This window comes from Albirhodobacter sp. R86504, from assembly GCF_042466415.1.
Lineage (GTDB): Bacteria > Pseudomonadota > Alphaproteobacteria > Rhodobacterales > Rhodobacteraceae > Albirhodobacter.
In genome coordinates this window covers 2,403,870-2,420,277 of sequence record NZ_JAXHCH010000002.1, presented here as the reverse complement: position 1 = coordinate 2,420,277, position 16,408 = coordinate 2,403,870, and the positions used below count along the sequence as shown (strand labels likewise).

The following is a 16,408-nucleotide window of genomic DNA, read 5'->3' as shown; positions in this document are numbered from 1 at the left end:
GTCCCCGCAACCATGTAAAAACGGATCAAAATGATGACACGTTTCCTTCCTGGCATTCTTGCCATGGCCGCCATTGTCGTGGCCTCGAACATCCTTGTACAATTCCTGTTGGGTGATTTCCTGACATGGGGTGCTCTGACCTACCCATTCGCCTTCCTCGTGACGGATATCATGAACCGCATCTACGGCGCGGCCGCCGCGCGCAAAGTAGTTGCATCTGGCTTCATCGTCGGGATCATTTGCTCCTTGATCGGAACACAAATCATGGGCGAATTCGGCCCATTGGTAACTTTGCGGATCGCCTTGGCCTCTGGATTGGCGTTCCTGACGGCACAAATGCTCGATATCGCAATCTTTGATCGCCTACGCGGCACGGTCTGGTGGAAGGCTCCGCTCGTATCGACGTTGTTTGGTTCAGCTGTTGATACGGTGATTTTCTTTTCGCTGGCGTTTTCGGCCGCGTTTGTCTTCCTAGATCCCGCGAATGATGTGGCCTGGGCGAATGAATCGATCCCGCTCTTGGGCTTTGGGCCGATGGCGCCACTATGGGTATCTTTGGCGTTAGCCGATTGGTGCGTGAAATTTACGCTCGCGCTCATCGCGCTGCTGCCTTTCCGCGCAATTGTCACGAAAATTTCGCCACCCGTTGCGTGAAAGGTTTTGACAAATACCAGATATGTGCCAACCTCCAAGTAACGGCAACGCAATGAAAGGAGGTGGTCCAGTGTCTAGAGTGAAATTGGAGACAGGTTTTGGGACAATTGGGGGGGCCGTGGCCTGAGGGCAGCCCCGAAGGCAAACAACCCCAACTGGATCGACCGGCCCTAACCGGACCATCTCCGTAGATCTCGAGGGTCGCTCTGCGAGAGCGACCCTTCATCCTTGTTTCCGCGTTTCTATCAGAACCGAATTAGCTGATAGGAACGCGGCGACTTACTGGTCAATGAGTTTGTCAGTTGGCAGAAAAAGGGCGGCGCCACACGGTGCCGCCTTTTTCATCGGCCCCAATCGCCCTAGTTTAGGCTCATGTTACATATTACCGACTCTATCCAGATCGCAGATTGGGAGCTTTCCGAAAGCTTCACACGCTCGCAAGGGCCGGGCGGTCAGAATGTGAACAAGGTCGAAACAGCCGTTGAGTTGCGGTTCGAGGCCGAGCGCAGCCCGAATTTGCCGTCCCCCGTGAAATTACGCCTCAAACGATTGGCGGGCCGTCGCTGGACATCGGACGGCGCAATCTTGATCCGCGCTGAAGAGACGAGATCCCAAGCCCGTAATCGCGAGATGGCAAAAGAGAGGCTGGTAGAGCTGATCCGCCAAGCACTCGTTGCCCCGAAACGGCGTGTGGCGACAAAGCCGACCTTCGGCAGTCAACTGCGTCGATTGAAGGCAAAATCCGTCCGGGGCACCGTGAAGTCAATGCGTGGCAAAGTCGGGGATGATGAATAGCGCCTCCGATGCCCCCCCCGCTCGGCAAGCTTGCACGGTAGGCCTGCACGGTAAGGTTGTGTCGACATGAAACCGTCAACCGTGACTGATACCTATCCATCTGGATAAAGGTCTACGCAAAATGGTTGTTCGTTCGCGGATTGAGCAATTGAAGTCATAGATTTCGGCACTAACATTACGACCAAGAGTGACACTGCGCCGCGGGCATATTTTGTGCCAATGTTTTGCCTCTAGCCCTTACGCGATGGTTGGCGGCGCGCTGCAATGTGTTTCGTCAGGGCTGTCTACCTGACGGGTTAGGTTTTATCCGCATCCGACAAGACGATCCCGCTCACATTCAGGGCGCGTGATCTCTCACGAGGCGGACGTTGGAAGGTATATTACGATGAGCGGACTATCGAATTTCTGGAAATCCCTGATGGGACCACGCCCTGCTTTTGTACAAGTCGGAGCGCTGTGCCTGCGCGGGGATAAAGGTCATCGCGAAGTGCTGCTTGTCTCATCCCTTCGCACCGGGCGTTGGATCATCCCAAAAGGGTGGCCGATGAAGGACAAATCTCTTGCGCAATCCGCAGAACAAGAAGCGTGGGAAGAGGCCGGAGTTCAGGGCCAGATCGAGCGCCAGCCGATGGGGAAATATACCTACCTCAAAGATCGGGGAAAACGTCTGGGCGTGTTCTGTGAAGTTCATATATTCGAAATCAAGGACGTCACTTTGAGCAATGACTTCCCCGAAGCAGGTCGCCGCGAGCTGCGTTGGGTTCCGCTAATCGAAGCGGCCGAATTGGTAAACGAGCCAGAACTTCAGGAAATTCTGAAATCTCTATATGCAACCTGAAGCGCTTGTTTTGCTCAGTGAAACGCTATAGGGGCGCAGCAATGTAACGTATTTACGACAGGCGCATGACATGACGAACGCTCCGAAGAACCAGTGGAAGACTCTTGATAAAGATCTCGGACGGATCAGTCGCCTTGAAGATGCGACGCAGTTCGTTTCTCGCGGGCTTGTCGCGCCGGGCTTGGCGCTCGCGTTTGTGGTGTTGGTTGCGATTGTCGCGACAGTTCTGATTGGCGGCGAGCAAGGTGCGTTCATCGTCATCGCTGCCGCGACGATTGGAGCTTATATGGCGCTGAACATCGGGGCGAATGATGTAGCCAATAACATGGGCCCTGCGGTTGGCGCGAAGGCATTGACGCTTGGCGGAGCACTTGTCATCGCCGCGATCTGCGAGACGGCGGGCGCACTGCTTGCGGGCGGCGATGTAGTCAAAACGGTTTCAACCGGGATCGTCGCCCCCGGCGCGATGGCGGATAGCGCGCATTTCATTTGGGCGATGATGGCGGCGCTTCTGGCAGCCGCACTTTGGCTTAACCTCGCCACATATATGGGCGCACCTGTGTCCACGACGCATTCGATCGTCGGTGGTGTCGTCGGCGCCGGAATCGCCGCAGGCGGCTTTGGTGTTATCAACTGGGTGAATATCGGAAGCATCGCGGCAAGCTGGGTCATCTCGCCGATCATGGGCGGCGCGATCGCTGCGCTCTTCCTTGCCTTGATCAAATCGCGGATCATGTATGCCGACGATAAAATTGCAGCCGCACGGCGTTGGGTTCCGATCTTGATCGGCATTATGGCGGGCGTATTCGCGACCTATCTCGCAATCAAGGGCCTCAAGAAAATCGCGGACATCGGCCTGTCCTCCGCTGTTCTGATCGGCGTCGGGACCGGTGTCCTATCTTGGGCCGTCTCTATCCCACTCATCAAGCGCCAGTCGGAAGGCTTGGAGAACCGCAAGAAGTCTCTCAAAACGCTATTTGGTCTGCCGCTCGTAATTTCGGCGGCACTTCTGTCGTTTGCGCATGGCGCGAATGACGTTGCCAACGCGGTGGGCCCGCTCGCCGCGATCGTTCACGCAGCGCAAAGCGCAGATATCGGAGCCGCCAGCGTCAGCATTCCCGTTTGGGTCATGATTGTTGGCGCGCTGGGGATTTCTGTCGGTCTCGTCCTGTTCGGTCCCAAATTGATCCAGCTTGTCGGTTCGGAGATCACCAAGCTCAACCCGATGCGCGCTTATTGTGTCGCGCTCTCGGCCGCAATTACAGTTATCATTGCTTCATGGCTCGGCCTGCCAGTCTCGTCGACCCATATCGCAGTGGGCGCGGTGTTCGGCGTTGGTTTCTTCCGGGAATGGCATGCTGAACGCAGGCTGCGCCGCTTGGGCCTCGACAAAGGTTCTGTTCTTCCCCCAGAGGAGCGTAAACGCCGCAAACTCGTGCGCCGTTCACACTTCCTTTCGGTCGCAGCAGCGTGGATCATCACCGTTCCCGTGTCGGCCGTGCTCTCCGCGATCATCTACCTGCTCTTGAACGCGGTCGCGTAAAGACCTTAAACGATGACGTCTTGGGCGGCTTGATCGCCCAAGTCGAACACACGCTTATAGCGCGCTATCTGATCGGCCGGTCCCATCGCCTTTGCTGGATTGTCGGAGAGCTTGACCGTCGGGCGCCCGTCCGCCGCGATCGCCTTACAGACGAGAGAAAACGGGGCAAGCGCATCGTTATCGGCGAGGCCACGAAAATCATTCGTGAGTAATGTGCCCCACCCGAACGAGACTTTGACACGGCCGCTGAATTGCGCATGAAGCGACAGGATTTGATCGACATCGAGCCCATCCGAGAAGATTACCAGCTTCTCTCTCGGGTCTTCACCCCGCGCTTTCCACCACGCAATCGCAGTTTCGGCCCCTGTCGCGGGATCGCCTGAATCGATCCGGATTCCGGTCCATCCCGCCAACCAATCGGGAGCGCCGCTCAGGAATTCTTTCGTTCCGTAGGTGTCTGGCAGCATGATGCGCAGGTTTCCATCATGCTCCTCGTGCCAATCGGCCAAGACCTTATAGGGCGCCTGGCGCAGGGCCTCGTCGGTATCAGCAAGCGCGGCATAGACCATAGGCAACTCATGCGCGTTCGTCCCGACCGCTTCGAGATCGCGCCGCATCGCAATCAGGCAATTCGATGTGCCGGTGAAAGCGCCGCCCCGCGAGGCCTCTCCCAAGCCTTCGACCATCGCTTGAACACACCAATCCTGCCACAAAAATCCGTGCCGTCTTCGTGTGCCAAAATCAGCGATCCGCAATCCCTCGACACCGCGCAGACGCTTTATCTTTTCCCACACGCGGCTCATGCCTTGCGCGTAGAGCACTTGAAGCTCGAACCGCCCCATATCTTTGAGCACCGCGCGCGAGCGCAACTCCATCAAGATTGCCAAAGCAGGAATTTCCCAAAGCATAACTTCAGGCCAGCTTCCCTCGAAAGTCAGCTCATACTGCCCGTCGACCTTCTCCAGATGATATGGCGGCAGACGCAGAGTCTCGAACCACTCCATAAAATCGGATCGGAACATCTGGCGCTTACCGTAGAACGTATTGCCACGCAGCCAAGTGCTTTCGCCGCGCGTCAGCGATAGCGAGCGAACGTGATCAAGTTGTTCGCGCAGCTCGCCTTCATCGATGAGGTCAGCAAGTCTGATCTTTTTGGAGCGGTTGATCAGCGAAAACCGGACTTGGGTATCGCGCTTGTTTCGAAAAACGGATTGGCACATCAAAAGTTTGTAGAAATCGGTATCGATCAACGACCGCACGATCGGATCGATTTTCCATTTATGATTGTAAACCCGCGATGCGATATCGTTCATATCAAACCTCCAAGGCCACGCCAGCATCAATCATTGCGGCGCGCGCCGCGGCCAAAGAACCGCCAAGATCGATTGCGCGGCACGCTCCTTCAAGAACACGCACGTTGAAGCCCAGTTTCACTGCGTCGATAGCCGACCAAGCGACACAGAAATCCAGCGCTAGCCCGACAAGGGTCAGATCGGTAATTCCACGCTCGCGCAGATATCCCGCAAGGCCCGTCGGGGTTTTGTGATCATTCTCGAAAAACGCCGAATAACTATCGATCTGTGGCCGGAAGCCTTTGCGGATCACCAGATCAGCGGGGTCGATATCCAGGTGAGGATGGAATTCGGCGCCCTTGCTGCCCCAGACGCAATGGCTCGGCCACAGCGTTTGGGGGCCATACGGCATGTCGATCTGGCTGAAGGGCGCCTGACCGTGGAGCGCGGCGAAAGATGAATGCTCCTCGGGATGCCAATCTTGAGTCAGGACGACAACAGGAACTTCCTGCATCAGCCGGTTGATACGGGGAATGATCTCATCCCCCCCTTCCACGGCCAAAGCCCCCCCCGGACAAAAGTCATTCTGGACGTCGATTACAATCAGGGCTTCAGTCACGTCATTCATCAGGCGTCTCCGGTTCTTGCGCGGGGTAGGCGTGCCGCGCTGTTAGACAATGGGTAGGGCGTGTGCCCCCTGCGGTCAATCGCACCCTTGATTTTTGCAAAAAGGGGCGTAGGAAGCGCCCATGTATATCGTAGCCGCACTGTATCACTTCACCCGCTTCTCCGACCCCGCCGCGCTGCAAGGCCCGTTGGCCAAACTTGCATGCTCGCATGGGGTCACCGGATCCTTGCTCTTGGCGAACGAGGGCATCAACGGCACAATCGCCGGATCGCGCACAGGAATTGATGCTGTTCTCGCCCATATCCGCGCCCTCCCCGGATGTTCGGATTTCGAGCATAAAGAAAGCACCGCAAGCGATCAGCCCTTCGGCAAGATGAAGGTGCGCCTGAAACGCGAGATCGTGACTATGGGTGTGCCGGACGTCGACCCAAAGGCGAAAGTCGGCCACTATGTTGACCCACAAGATTGGAACGCCTTGATTTCCGCGCCCGATGTCGTGGTGATCGATACGCGCAACGATTACGAGGTCGAGATCGGAACGTTCAAAGACGCCGTCGATCCAGAGACAAAAAGCTTCCGCGAATTCCCGCAGTGGTGGGAAGAAAACGCCGAGCGCTTCCATAACAAGCGCGTCGCGATGTTTTGCACCGGCGGTATCCGATGCGAAAAATCAACGAATTTTCTGCTCTCCAAGGGTGTCGAGGATGTCTACCATCTCAAGGGTGGCATCTTGAAATATCTGGAAGAAGTTCCGGAGGAAAATTCCCTTTGGGAAGGCGAATGCTACGTCTTCGACCAGCGCGTCTCTCTTGGCCACGGTCTGAAAGAGGGGCCGTACTCCAGCTGTCACGCCTGTCGCCGCCCGATCACGGATGCTGATAAGCTCCGCCCTGAATTTGAGGACGGGGTAAGCTGTCACAGATGTCTGCCGGATTATTCGGACGCGGATCGCGCGCGATTCCGCGAACGCGTGAAGCAAATCGCCCTCGCGAAAGAACGCGGCGAGAAGCACATCGGGCGCTCGGAATCCTGATCCGCGAAATCCCTTGCGAAAGCTATTCATCGGTGTAGTTTAGACTCATTCTAAAAGGAGTCTTTGATGATCCCCGGAATCGCATCATCCCGCCGCCGCTTTAAAGATCTTAGCGAACAGGAAATCCTCGCGCTCGCGATCTCGTCGGAGGAGGATGACGCGCGGATCTACCGCACTTACGCCGAAAGCCTGCGCGCCGAGTTTCCGGCCTCCGCGGCGGTGTTCGACGGAATGGCCGCGGAGGAAGACGAGCATCGGCGCCGCCTGATTGATCGCCATGTCGCGCGCTTCGGAGATGTTATCCCCCTTATTCGGCGCGAGCATGTCACGGGGTTCTATGCGCGCAAGCCGGTTTGGCTCGTCGAAAACCTACCGCTGGAAACGATGCGAGCGGAAGCGGAGGCGATGGAACAACAGGCCGCGACATTCTACGCACTCGCAGCCCAAAATACATCGGATGCGGAAACGCGGAAACTTCTGGGGGATCTCGCCGCCGCAGAGCAGGGCCACTCGCTTACAGCGCAGAGTCTGGCACAAACCCATTTGACGCAGGACGTCAGCGAGGAAGAAGGCCGCGCGGCGCACCGCCAATTCGTTCTAACGTGGGTGCAGCCCGGCCTCGCGGGCCTGATGGATGGATCAGTCTCCACGCTCGCACCGATCTTTGCCACCGCCTTTGCCACACAAGACACGTGGACAACCTTCCTCGTCGGGTCAGCCGCATCAATCGGCGCGGGGATTTCAATGGGCTTTACCGAAGCCGCGCATGACGACGGAGTGCTCTCGGGGCGCGGCAGCCCGATTAAGCGCGGGTTGGCATCCGGCGTGATGACGACATTGGGCGGTATGGGCCATGCCCTGCCCTACCTCATCACAGATTTCTGGACGGCCACCACCCTCGCGATGATCATTGTTTTCATTGAGCTTTGGGCGATTGCATGGATTCAAAACCGCTACATGCAAACGCCGATGCTGCGGGCTGTCCTCCAAGTTGTCGTGGGCGGTGCGCTCGTCTTTGCGGCAGGGGCTCTGATCGGCGGCGGCTAAATCTGCGCGTCAGCAACCTTCGTGCTAGCGGGTGTCATAGTCACGTGCTAGCCAGTCTTTATGTTTGAATTTTTCATGAAGACTCTACCGTTTTTTGCGGTCATCGGCCTCGGCTATTACGCCGGCAGAACCCGGTTTTTCCCGGCCGAAGCGACGGCTTGGCTGACGAAATTCGTCTTTTATTTTGCCCTGTCGGCCATGCTGTTCCGGTTCACCGCGACGCTCGATCTCGATGAGTTGTTGGACGCGAATTTTATCGCCGCCTATTTTGTGGGGACGATGGCACTGTGGGTCATTGCCTTCGGCGTGGCAAAATTTCGCGGGCAAGGCGCGCTTGAAGCCGCGATGGAGGCCCATAGCTGCGTGACGGGCAACACGGGTTTTCTTGGCGTGCCTTTATTGGTCGCGCTTTTGGGCGAGCGTGCCATTGGGCCCATCCTCGTCGTGCTTGCAATCGATTTGATCGTTTTCTCGTCTCTCGTCACGTTGATCATCGCGGGTGTCCGTCACGGCAAGATATCCCCCTCGATCTTCAAGGCGTTGGGGATGGGCCTTGCGAAGAACCCGATGATTGTGTGGATGGTGATCGGGCTGCTTTGGGCCGCGTTCAAGATCCCCATGCCGGCGCCGGTCATGGATTTCGCAACACTTTTGGGTGCGGCGGCAACGCCGGGCGCGCTCTTTGCCATCGGCGCGTCCTTGGCGGATAAATCCGCCGAGCGGATCGGCCCGGCCGTCTGGCTATCGGGAGCAAAGCTTCTTTTACACCCAACTCTCGTTCTAGTCGGGTTGATGATCTTCCCCGTTGACACGTTTGCCGCGGGCGTCATGCTTTCCACCGCCTGCTTACCTGTCGCAGGCAATGTCTATATCCTCGCGCAGCACTACGGCGTGGCCCCGACGCGCGTCTCAGCGGCGATCCTGATCTCGACGATCGCGGCGATTGTCACCCTACCGATTGTGATCTCATGGGTCACTAGCCATTAAGGAGAAACCATGCGCTTGATTTCAGAGAATAAATGCTTCGGCGGCACCCAAGGCGTCTATGCGCATACGGCCAAATCAACAGGCACTGAAATGACCTTCGGCCTGTTCCTGCCTGAAGACGCGCAGCACGGCCCCGTGCCGGTTCTTTGGTTTTTGTCGGGCCTGACATGCACCCATGAAAACGCGATGACAAAAGCAGGCGCACAGCAATATTGCGCCGATCACGGCATCGCAATCGTGTTCCCCGATACCTCGCCGCGCGGCGATATCGTTGCCAACGATGAAGCTTATGATCTTGGCCAAGGCGCGGGATTCTACCTAAACGCAACGCAGACCCCTTGGGCCGCGCATTTCAAGATGTGGGATTACATCGCAGACGAACTCCCAGCGCTGCTGGCCGCAGAGTTCCCCATTGACCCAGAGCGCCAATCCATCACCGGACATTCAATGGGCGGCCACGGGGCGTTGACCTTGGCGATGACACTAAAAGGCCGATACCGGTCAGTCTCCGCCTTCTCACCCATCGCGAACCCCACGCAATCGGATTGGGGCCGTAAACAATTTACGGCGTATCTCGGCGCTGACGAGTCAACATGGGCAGCGCATGATGCGAGCGTATTGATGTCTGAACATGGCTTCGATGGGGATGTCTTGATCGATCAAGGCACGTCGGATCAGTTTGTTGATTTGCTGAAACCTGAAAGCTTGGCGCAGGCGATGATGGCGCGGCGCCAATCGGGCCAGTTCCGGATGCAAAGCGGCTATGACCATAGCTATTTCTTCATTTCGACGTTCATCGCGGATCACATTGATTTTCATGCCGAGGCTTTGCACCGGTGATCTATATCGACGCAGATGCTTGCCCTGTCAAAGACGAAGCCGAACGCGTTGCGACAAGGCTAGGCGTGAAACTCCTCATGGTGTGTAACGGCGGATTGCGGCCCTCGGCCAATCCATTGGTTGAGTTGGTCTACGTCGCCGATGGCGCGGATGAGGCCGATAAATGGATCGCGGAGCGGGCCGGAAGGGGCGACGTTGTCGTCACAAATGACATCCCCCTTGCGGCAAAATGTGTCGAAACAGGCGCCCGCGTGCTGAAACATGATGGCGAACCTCTGACGCAAGCCAATATCGGAAACGTCTTGGCGACACGCGATCTGATGCAAGATCTCCGCGCGGCGGATCCGTTCCGCCAAGGCGGGGGACGTCCTTTCTCAAAAGCGGACCGCTCACGATTTCTAGATGCGCTGGACCGCGTAACACGCGCAGCAGAACGGGAAAAATCGCATGATTGATGCAGTGGTTTTTGATATCGGCAATGTGCTGATCGAATGGCAACCTGAACGACATTATGACCGCGTCATCGGTGAGACACGGCGTCGCGAGATGTTTGCCGCAGTCGATTTGCACGGCATGAATGACGGTGTTGATCGTGGCGAGCACTTCGCGACGAAAGTCGCGCAATGTGCCGAAACCTACCCCGATTTTGCGCCCGAAATTCAACGGTGGCACGACGATTGGCTTGAGATGGCCTCACCGGAAATTCCGCATTCGGTGCGCCTGTTGCGCGCGCTGCGGGCGAAATCCATTCCGGTCTTTGCCCTTTCAAATTTCGGAATCCAAACCTTCGCGATGGCGTGCGATGTCTATCCGTTCCTGAATGAATTTGATCGCAAGTATATCTCTGGCCATATGGGCGTGATCAAACCTGACGCCCAAATTTACAAAATGCTCGAGGAGGATTGCGGCCTGTTGCCAGAGCGTTTGCTATTTGCCGATGATCGCGCCGACAATATCGCTGCGGCGCAGGCGCGTGGATGGCAAACCCATCTCTTTGACGGGCCTTCGCCTTGGGCGGCGCGCCTTGTCGCGGAGGGCCTGCTCACGGAGGCCGAGGCAAACTGAGGCAGAAATTTGCTGATCTTTCGCGATTTCGACGTAAAGCGATCAAATTCCCGCCATCGGGGCTTTCGCAGTTTGGCACATTTGCGTTATCATCTAGATATCGAGTTGAAATCGCGTCTATCAACGTAAAAGAAGGGCATAAGCCCTGACGGGTGGACGCAGAGGCAAGTTACAGCTGGAGGCTGTTGTACCAATGAAAACGATTATTCGTCATGGGCTGAGCGCTGCCGTCATCACCTTGATGGCGCAAACCGCGTTCGCACAAGAAACTAACCGCGTCGCCGCCAATACCGATTGGAGCGGCTTTGTCGGAGCAGACCCCAAAGAATGCTGGGCAGTCTCGGCTCCGAAGGAAACCGTGAACACCAAGGATGGTCAGGCCGTGGCAGTACGTCGCGGGGACATTCGTTTGTTCGTAACCTTCCGTCCGGGCAAAGCGGGCGAAGTTTCCTTCATGGGTGGCTACCCGTTCGCGCCGGATTCGACGGTCGATATGAACATCGGCGGCAAGTCCTTCACCCTGTTCACCGATGGTGAGGGCGCATGGGCGGGATCGGCGGACGACGACGCGAAGATCATCGCAGCCCTCAAAGCAGGGTCCGAGGCGACACTGTCGGGCGGGTCGTCGCGCGGCACCAAAACAAAAGATACGTTCTCGCTTCTCGGGTTTACCGCGACGATCGACGAAGCAGGCAAACAGTGTAAGTAACTGGCGGGGGCGTCAGTTTTCGCCTTTTCCGCGATGAGGAGCCCCGCTGATGCGGGGCTTTTTTATTTTTGCTGTAAAATGATCTGCGAATCCCCTATATCGCGCACTTCTCCAAGTCAGGATCCTTGCCATGACCAATGCCCCCGAAGCCAAAAGCGCCACAGTTTCTGCGCCCATCACCCAAGATGTGGTGACGATCGCGCGCAAGCTGCCTGAAGGCGGAAAACTCAACCTCGTCGGGCTGACGCGCGAGCAATTGCGTGAAACGCTCATCGCGGCTGGCACGCCGGAAAAGCAGGCCAAGATGCGCTTGGGGCAGATCTGGCAGTGGATGTATCACTGGGGTGTGCGTGATTTCGCATCGATGACGAACCTCGCGAAAGACTATCGCGCGTTTTTGGAAGAGCGTTTTGTCATTGAAGTGCCCGAGATCGTCTCGAAACAAGTTTCCGAAGACGGCACCCGTAAATATCTGTTGAAAATCGCTGGCGGCCATGAGGTCGAGGCGGTCTATATCCCCGAAGAAAGCCGCGGGACGCTGTGCATCTCGAGTCAGGTTGGGTGCACACTCACCTGTTCGTTCTGCCACACGGGAACGCAAAAGCTCGTCCGGAATCTCACGGCTGGCGAGATCGTCGGTCAGGTAATGGTCGCGCGCGATGATTTGGGCGAATGGCCCGAGCAAGGCGCCCCGAAAAACGAAACGCGTCTTGTTTCAAACGTAGTTTTGATGGGAATGGGCGAACCGCTTTATAACTTCGAGAACGTCCGCGATGCGATGCAAGTCGTCATGGATAATGAGGGGCTAACCCTCTCGCGTCGTCGGATCACATTGTCGACGTCTGGCGTGGTACCTGAAATCGCCCGCACCGCTGCCGAAATCGGCTGCCTGCTTGCGATATCGTTCCATGCGACAACGGATGACGTACGTGACAAGCTTGTACCGATCAACAAGCGCTGGAACATCGAGACGCTTCTCGAGGCGCTCCGTGAATATCCCCGCGTGTCCAATTCGGAACGGATCACGTTTGAATATGTCATGCTGAAAGATGTGAACGATTCCGATGCCGACGCGCGACGCCTCGTCAAACTTATCCAGGGGATCCCTGCGAAAATTAACCTGATCCCGTTTAACGAATGGCCCGGCGCGCCTTACCAGCGTTCCGATTGGGAACGGATCGAGGCTTTCGCGGATATCATCTACAAAGCAGGCTATGCATCCCCGATCCGCACGCCGCGCGGCGAGGATATTATGGCGGCCTGCGGCCAGCTAAAATCCGCGACCGAGCGCCAGCGCAAATCCAAAGCCGCAATCGCCGCCGAAGCGGGCCTTTAACACCCGCCGGACAGACATAAAAAGGCCGGACGCGGAGTCCGGCCTTTTAAAAATCAGGTATTCCAAGCCCGGTATCTTACGGGCATTCAGGCTCCCACCCGTCGATAATTGCGAGCGCTTCTTCGGATGTCTCAACGAAGCTAATCAAATCGAGATCCTCGCGTGAGATTGTTCCTGCATCTGCAAGCATCTCCCAGTTGACAATCTTCTTCCAGAAATCGACCCCAAACAGGATAAACGGAATTTTCTTCATTCGTCCTGTCTGGATCAAGGTGAGCGCCTCGAACATCTCGTCAAGCGTCCCGAACCCGCCCGGGAAGACCGTCACCGCCTTCGCGCGCATCAGAAAATGCATCTTGCGGATCGCGAAATAATGGAAGTTGAACGACAAATCGGGCGTCACATACTCGTTGGGCGCTTGCTCATGTGGCAGGACGATATTGAGGCCAATCGATTGACCTCCCGCCTCCTGCGCGCCCCGATTTCCAGCCTCCATCACGCCCGGACCGCCGCCCGTGCAAATAACATCCTCGCGTCCGTAGCTGTTCATCGAACGGTTGGTTATGGCCTCTGCGAATTTACGAGCCTCCTCGTAATATTGCGAAAGCTCGGCAAGATAGGGCGTCTTCGCGCTCTCACGATTCGCCGGCGAAGGAATGCGCGCCCCACCAAACATCACAATCGTCGAATTAATGCCGCGCTCGTCCAAGATCATCTGCGGCTTTAGAAGCTCTAACTGCCACCGGACAGGGCGCAACTCCTCTCGCATCATGAAATCGGAATCCGTGAAGGCAAGGCGGTAGGCCGGCGCACGGGTTTGCGGAGTATCGGGAATACGCTTGGCTGCGCGCGCGTCCTCAAGGGAATCGCGGAACGGATGGTTGCGGCTATCGTCGTTCATTTTGGTCCTGCTCATTGCGCGTTTGCTCTGTTCCAACTATAGGCTGAGGGCAGTAAAAACTACCTCAATCCGTGAAAGAAGGACGTTCCCATGTCGAATGCCGCCCTTGAGACCGCCATTGAAGCCGCGTGGGACGCGCGCGACACCATTACGCCCGCCTCCAAAGGCGAAGCGCGCGATGCGATCGAGGCAACGCTCAACGCGCTGGACTCTGGTAAGCTGCGCGTGGCCGAGCGTCAGGAAAATGGCGACTGGCATGTGAACCAGTGGGCGAAAAAGGCCGTGCTTTTGGGCTTCCGCCTCAAGGATATGGAATTGCAATCGGGCGGCCCGCAGGGGTCTTCGTGGTGGGATAAAGTGGATAGCAAATTCCACGGCTGGGGCGAGGCGGAATACCGCGCTGCTGGTTTCCGCGCCGTGCCAAATGCCATCGTCCGCCGCTCGGCGTTCATCGACAAAGGCGTGGTTCTGATGCCGTCCTTCGTGAACTTGGGCGCGCATGTCGGTGAGGGCACGATGGTCGACACATGGGCGACCGTCGGCTCCTGCGCGCAGATCGGCAAGCACGTGCACCTTTCGGGCGGCGTCGGCATCGGCGGCGTGTTGGAACCGATGCAGGCCGGCCCGACGATCATCGAGGACAATTGCTTCATCGGTGCGCGCTCGGAAGTGGTCGAAGGCTGCATCATCCGCGAGGGCTCCGTACTGGGCATGGGCGTCTACATCGGGCAATCGACGAAGATCGTTGATCGCGAAACCGGCGCCGTGACTTACGGCGAAGTGCCGCCCTATTCGGTGGTCGTCTCCGGCTCCATGCCGTCGAAAAACGGGATCAACCTCTATTGCGCGGTGATCGTGAAGCGCGTGGATGAAAAGACGCGCTCCAAAACCGGCATCAACGAATTGCTGCGCGATTGATCCAAATGGGGGCTCCTTCGGGGGCCCTCGCTTTCAGGAGAGAGCCATGACTGACGATCCCGAATTCATCTACGACGACGAAGACGAGCCGCAAAAGCCCGCGAAACCTGCGAAGGTAAAGCGCAAGCAAGAGGTCTATACGCTCGTGGTTGAAGTCGGCCGCAAGAAGGGCGACGGCTTGCCCAAAAATGCGACCGGCGCGGGGATCATGTGCTACGCTTCGGGCGTCGAAGAAGCGGAAGCCGTGCGTGAAACCGTGGCGATCCTCAAGGATGCGGATATGGCGCCCCTTGATGTTACAGGGTATGGCACGTTGGAAGAACGGCTGGCACAGGGGCACGAGATCAGCGACGAAGAACGCGAGCTGATGCAGCGTGCTCTGGATGAGAATTCCGTCATCGTTGTGCAACTTCAACCGTTCTTCGGCAAAGATCGGCAGATGCCGGACCCGACCTTGGCGTGAGCCTTTCGATCTGTTCTCGATTGCGCTACAATCTCGAAAAACGCGCAGTCAAACAGGTATATAATGAAACAGGCTCTCCGCTCTTTTGCTCTTTCGGCGGTCATGCTGTCCGCGCTTACAGCGTGTACCGGCGCAAATCAGATCCGCTCCTCGGGGAGCGCCCGCGCGGCGATTGATCCCATTCCGCCGGTGTCGCGCGAGGTTCAGGCCGGCATGGATGCATGGGTTGTCAGCTTCCTTCCGCGCGCGCGCGCTGCGGGTATCTCGCAGGCGACACTGGATCGCACGATGCGAGATGTGCCGTTCAACCCCGAAGTGATCGAGCGCTCCAACAATCAGGCTGAATTCAAGAAATCCATCTGGGAATATCTCGATAGCGCAGTGTCGAACACCCGCGTGACGACAGGCCGCAGCCTACTCTCAGAAAACGACGCCCTGTTTGACAAAATCGAGGCGACCTACGGGGTCGACCGCGAGGCCGTTGTCGCAATTTGGGGGATGGAGAGCAACTACGGGACGACGCGTGGCCGCACGTTGATCATCCCTGCGCTCTCAACCCTCGCTTACCAAGGCCGGCGGTCGAGCTTCTTTGAGCAGCAACTGATCGGCGCTCTCAAGATCATCCAATCGGGCGATACCGACTCCGCGCATATGACGGGCTCGTGGGCGGGGGCGATGGGGCATACACAGTTTATCCCAACCTCCTACCTCGCCTATGCGGTAGATATCACCGGCGATGGCAAGCGCGATATCTGGTCCGAGAATCCGGCCGATGCGCTGGCGTCAACAGCCGCCTATCTGAAGCGATCCGGTTGGCAGATGGGCCAGCCCGCGATGGTCGAAGTGACCCTCCCCGACGGCTTCAACTACGGGCTGATCGGCAAGGATACTCGCAAGGATCCTTCCGCGTGGGCGGCAATGGGCGTGCGCAATACAAAAGGTGGGGCGCTTCCGAATGCTGGTGCAGGGTCGATTATCCTGCCCGGTGGGCGCGAGGGAGCTGCGCTGATGGTGTTCAACAATTTCCGCGCGATCCTGCGCTATAACAATGCGGATGCTTACGGCGTCGGCGTCGCACATCTCGCAGATCGGATCGGCGGCGGGGGGCGCTTCATCAAAGACTTCCCGCGTGATCCCAACGTCTTGGACGAGTCAGAACGCATGGAGTTGCAACGCAAACTTACCGCGCTCGGCTATGACACGGGCGGTACGGATGGGCGCACCGGCTCAATGACCGCCGCGGCCGTCAGCGCCTTCCAAGCCTCGCGCGGGATGGTTGTCGACGGCATCCCAGATCGAGGCGTTCTCGACGCTTTGCGGTAGTCCTGCACCCATCAAAAAGGCCCGCCAATGACGGCG

Annotated in this window: 18 protein-coding genes; 15 read left to right on the top strand and 3 right to left on the bottom strand. The window is 57.5% G+C overall.

What is annotated here, in order from left to right:
* The first annotated feature begins 33 nt into the window (after nt 1-33).
* The 4 genes from SJY32_RS13690 (at nt 34) to SJY32_RS13675 (ending at nt 3,830) form a co-directional block, all read left to right on the top strand.
* Nucleotides 34-654: a queuosine precursor transporter gene (locus SJY32_RS13690; protein ID WP_376876441.1), complete on the top strand. Its 621-nt coding sequence runs from the start codon at nt 34-36 to the stop codon at nt 652-654.
* Nucleotides 655-1,026: 372 nt separating this feature from the next.
* Nucleotides 1,027-1,449 carry an alternative ribosome rescue aminoacyl-tRNA hydrolase ArfB gene (gene arfB / locus SJY32_RS13685; RefSeq protein WP_376876438.1) on the top strand — a complete coding sequence of 141 codons (423 nt, stop codon included), beginning with the start codon at nt 1,027-1,029 and terminating at the stop codon, nt 1,447-1,449.
* Nucleotides 1,450-1,834: 385 nt separating this feature from the next.
* A complete protein-coding gene (locus tag SJY32_RS13680; RefSeq protein ID WP_376876435.1) occupies nt 1,835-2,287 on the top strand; it encodes an NUDIX hydrolase in 453 nt (150 codons plus the stop codon).
* Nucleotides 2,288-2,357: 70 nt separating this feature from the next.
* Nucleotides 2,358-3,830, top strand: a complete 1,473-nt coding sequence (locus SJY32_RS13675) for an inorganic phosphate transporter (RefSeq protein ID WP_376876432.1) — start codon at nt 2,358-2,360, stop codon at nt 3,828-3,830.
* A 5-nt stretch (nt 3,831-3,835) separates the two neighbouring features.
* Here SJY32_RS13675 and pncB read toward each other — a convergent pair whose 3' ends face one another.
* Nucleotides 3,836-5,143, bottom strand: a complete 1,308-nt coding sequence (pncB, locus tag SJY32_RS13670) for a nicotinate phosphoribosyltransferase (RefSeq protein WP_376876429.1) — start codon at nt 5,141-5,143, stop codon at nt 3,836-3,838.
* Nucleotide 5,144: 1 nt separating this feature from the next.
* Complete coding sequence (pncA, locus tag SJY32_RS13665; protein WP_376876426.1) at nt 5,145-5,750, bottom strand: bifunctional nicotinamidase/pyrazinamidase; 606 nt, start codon at nt 5,748-5,750, stop codon at nt 5,145-5,147.
* A gap of 121 nt (nt 5,751-5,871) precedes the next feature.
* Between pncA and SJY32_RS13660 the strand changes: the two genes are divergently transcribed.
* From SJY32_RS13660 to rlmN, 8 genes are all read left to right on the top strand, one after another.
* Nucleotides 5,872-6,783, top strand: coding sequence for a rhodanese-related sulfurtransferase (locus SJY32_RS13660; RefSeq protein WP_376876423.1), 912 nt, complete (start codon nt 5,872-5,874; stop codon nt 6,781-6,783).
* A gap of 66 nt (nt 6,784-6,849) precedes the next feature.
* The gene (gene mbfA, locus SJY32_RS13655; RefSeq protein ID WP_376876420.1) at nt 6,850-7,830 is read left to right on the top strand and encodes an iron exporter MbfA; all 981 of its coding nucleotides are present in this window, start codon (nt 6,850-6,852) and stop codon (nt 7,828-7,830) included.
* Between the two features lie 60 nt (nt 7,831-7,890).
* Nucleotides 7,891-8,817 (top strand): AEC family transporter, encoded by a 927-nt coding sequence (locus tag SJY32_RS13650; RefSeq protein ID WP_376876417.1) that lies wholly within the window; start codon nt 7,891-7,893, stop codon nt 8,815-8,817.
* 9 nt (nt 8,818-8,826) lie between these two features.
* Nucleotides 8,827-9,657, top strand: coding sequence for an S-formylglutathione hydrolase (gene fghA / locus SJY32_RS13645; RefSeq protein ID WP_376876414.1), 831 nt, complete (start codon nt 8,827-8,829; stop codon nt 9,655-9,657).
* On the top strand, nt 9,654-10,112 hold the full coding sequence (locus SJY32_RS13640) for a YaiI/YqxD family protein (RefSeq protein WP_376876411.1): 459 nt from the start codon (nt 9,654-9,656) through the stop codon (nt 10,110-10,112). Before fghA ends, SJY32_RS13640 begins: the two co-directional genes overlap by 4 nt.
* Nucleotides 10,105-10,722, top strand: a complete 618-nt coding sequence (locus SJY32_RS13635) for an HAD family hydrolase (RefSeq protein ID WP_376876408.1) — start codon at nt 10,105-10,107, stop codon at nt 10,720-10,722. Before SJY32_RS13640 ends, SJY32_RS13635 begins: the two co-directional genes overlap by 8 nt.
* 193 nt (nt 10,723-10,915) lie before the next feature.
* Nucleotides 10,916-11,431, top strand: coding sequence for an invasion associated locus B family protein (locus SJY32_RS13630; RefSeq protein WP_376876405.1), 516 nt, complete (start codon nt 10,916-10,918; stop codon nt 11,429-11,431).
* A gap of 130 nt (nt 11,432-11,561) precedes the next feature.
* Entirely contained in the window at nt 11,562-12,767 is a 1,206-nt protein-coding gene (gene rlmN / locus SJY32_RS13625) for a 23S rRNA (adenine(2503)-C(2))-methyltransferase RlmN (RefSeq protein WP_376876402.1), read from the top strand.
* A gap of 76 nt (nt 12,768-12,843) precedes the next feature.
* Here the strand turns inward: rlmN and SJY32_RS13620 are convergent, their stop codons facing one another.
* Nucleotides 12,844-13,683, bottom strand: coding sequence for an LOG family protein (locus SJY32_RS13620; RefSeq protein WP_376876399.1), 840 nt, complete (start codon nt 13,681-13,683; stop codon nt 12,844-12,846).
* Between the two features lie 75 nt (nt 13,684-13,758).
* Here SJY32_RS13620 and dapD point away from each other — a divergent pair, with 75 nt between their 5' ends.
* The 3 genes from dapD (at nt 13,759) to SJY32_RS13605 (ending at nt 16,372) form a co-directional block, all read left to right on the top strand.
* Nucleotides 13,759-14,586 (top strand): 2,3,4,5-tetrahydropyridine-2,6-dicarboxylate N-succinyltransferase, encoded by an 828-nt coding sequence (dapD, locus tag SJY32_RS13615; protein WP_376876396.1) that lies wholly within the window; start codon nt 13,759-13,761, stop codon nt 14,584-14,586.
* A gap of 46 nt (nt 14,587-14,632) precedes the next feature.
* Nucleotides 14,633-15,049, top strand: coding sequence for a hypothetical protein (locus SJY32_RS13610; protein ID WP_376876393.1), 417 nt, complete (start codon nt 14,633-14,635; stop codon nt 15,047-15,049).
* Between the two features lie 63 nt (nt 15,050-15,112).
* Complete coding sequence (locus SJY32_RS13605) at nt 15,113-16,372, top strand: lytic murein transglycosylase (RefSeq protein WP_376876390.1); 1,260 nt, start codon at nt 15,113-15,115, stop codon at nt 16,370-16,372.
* Nucleotides 16,373-16,408: the final 36 nt, after the last annotated feature.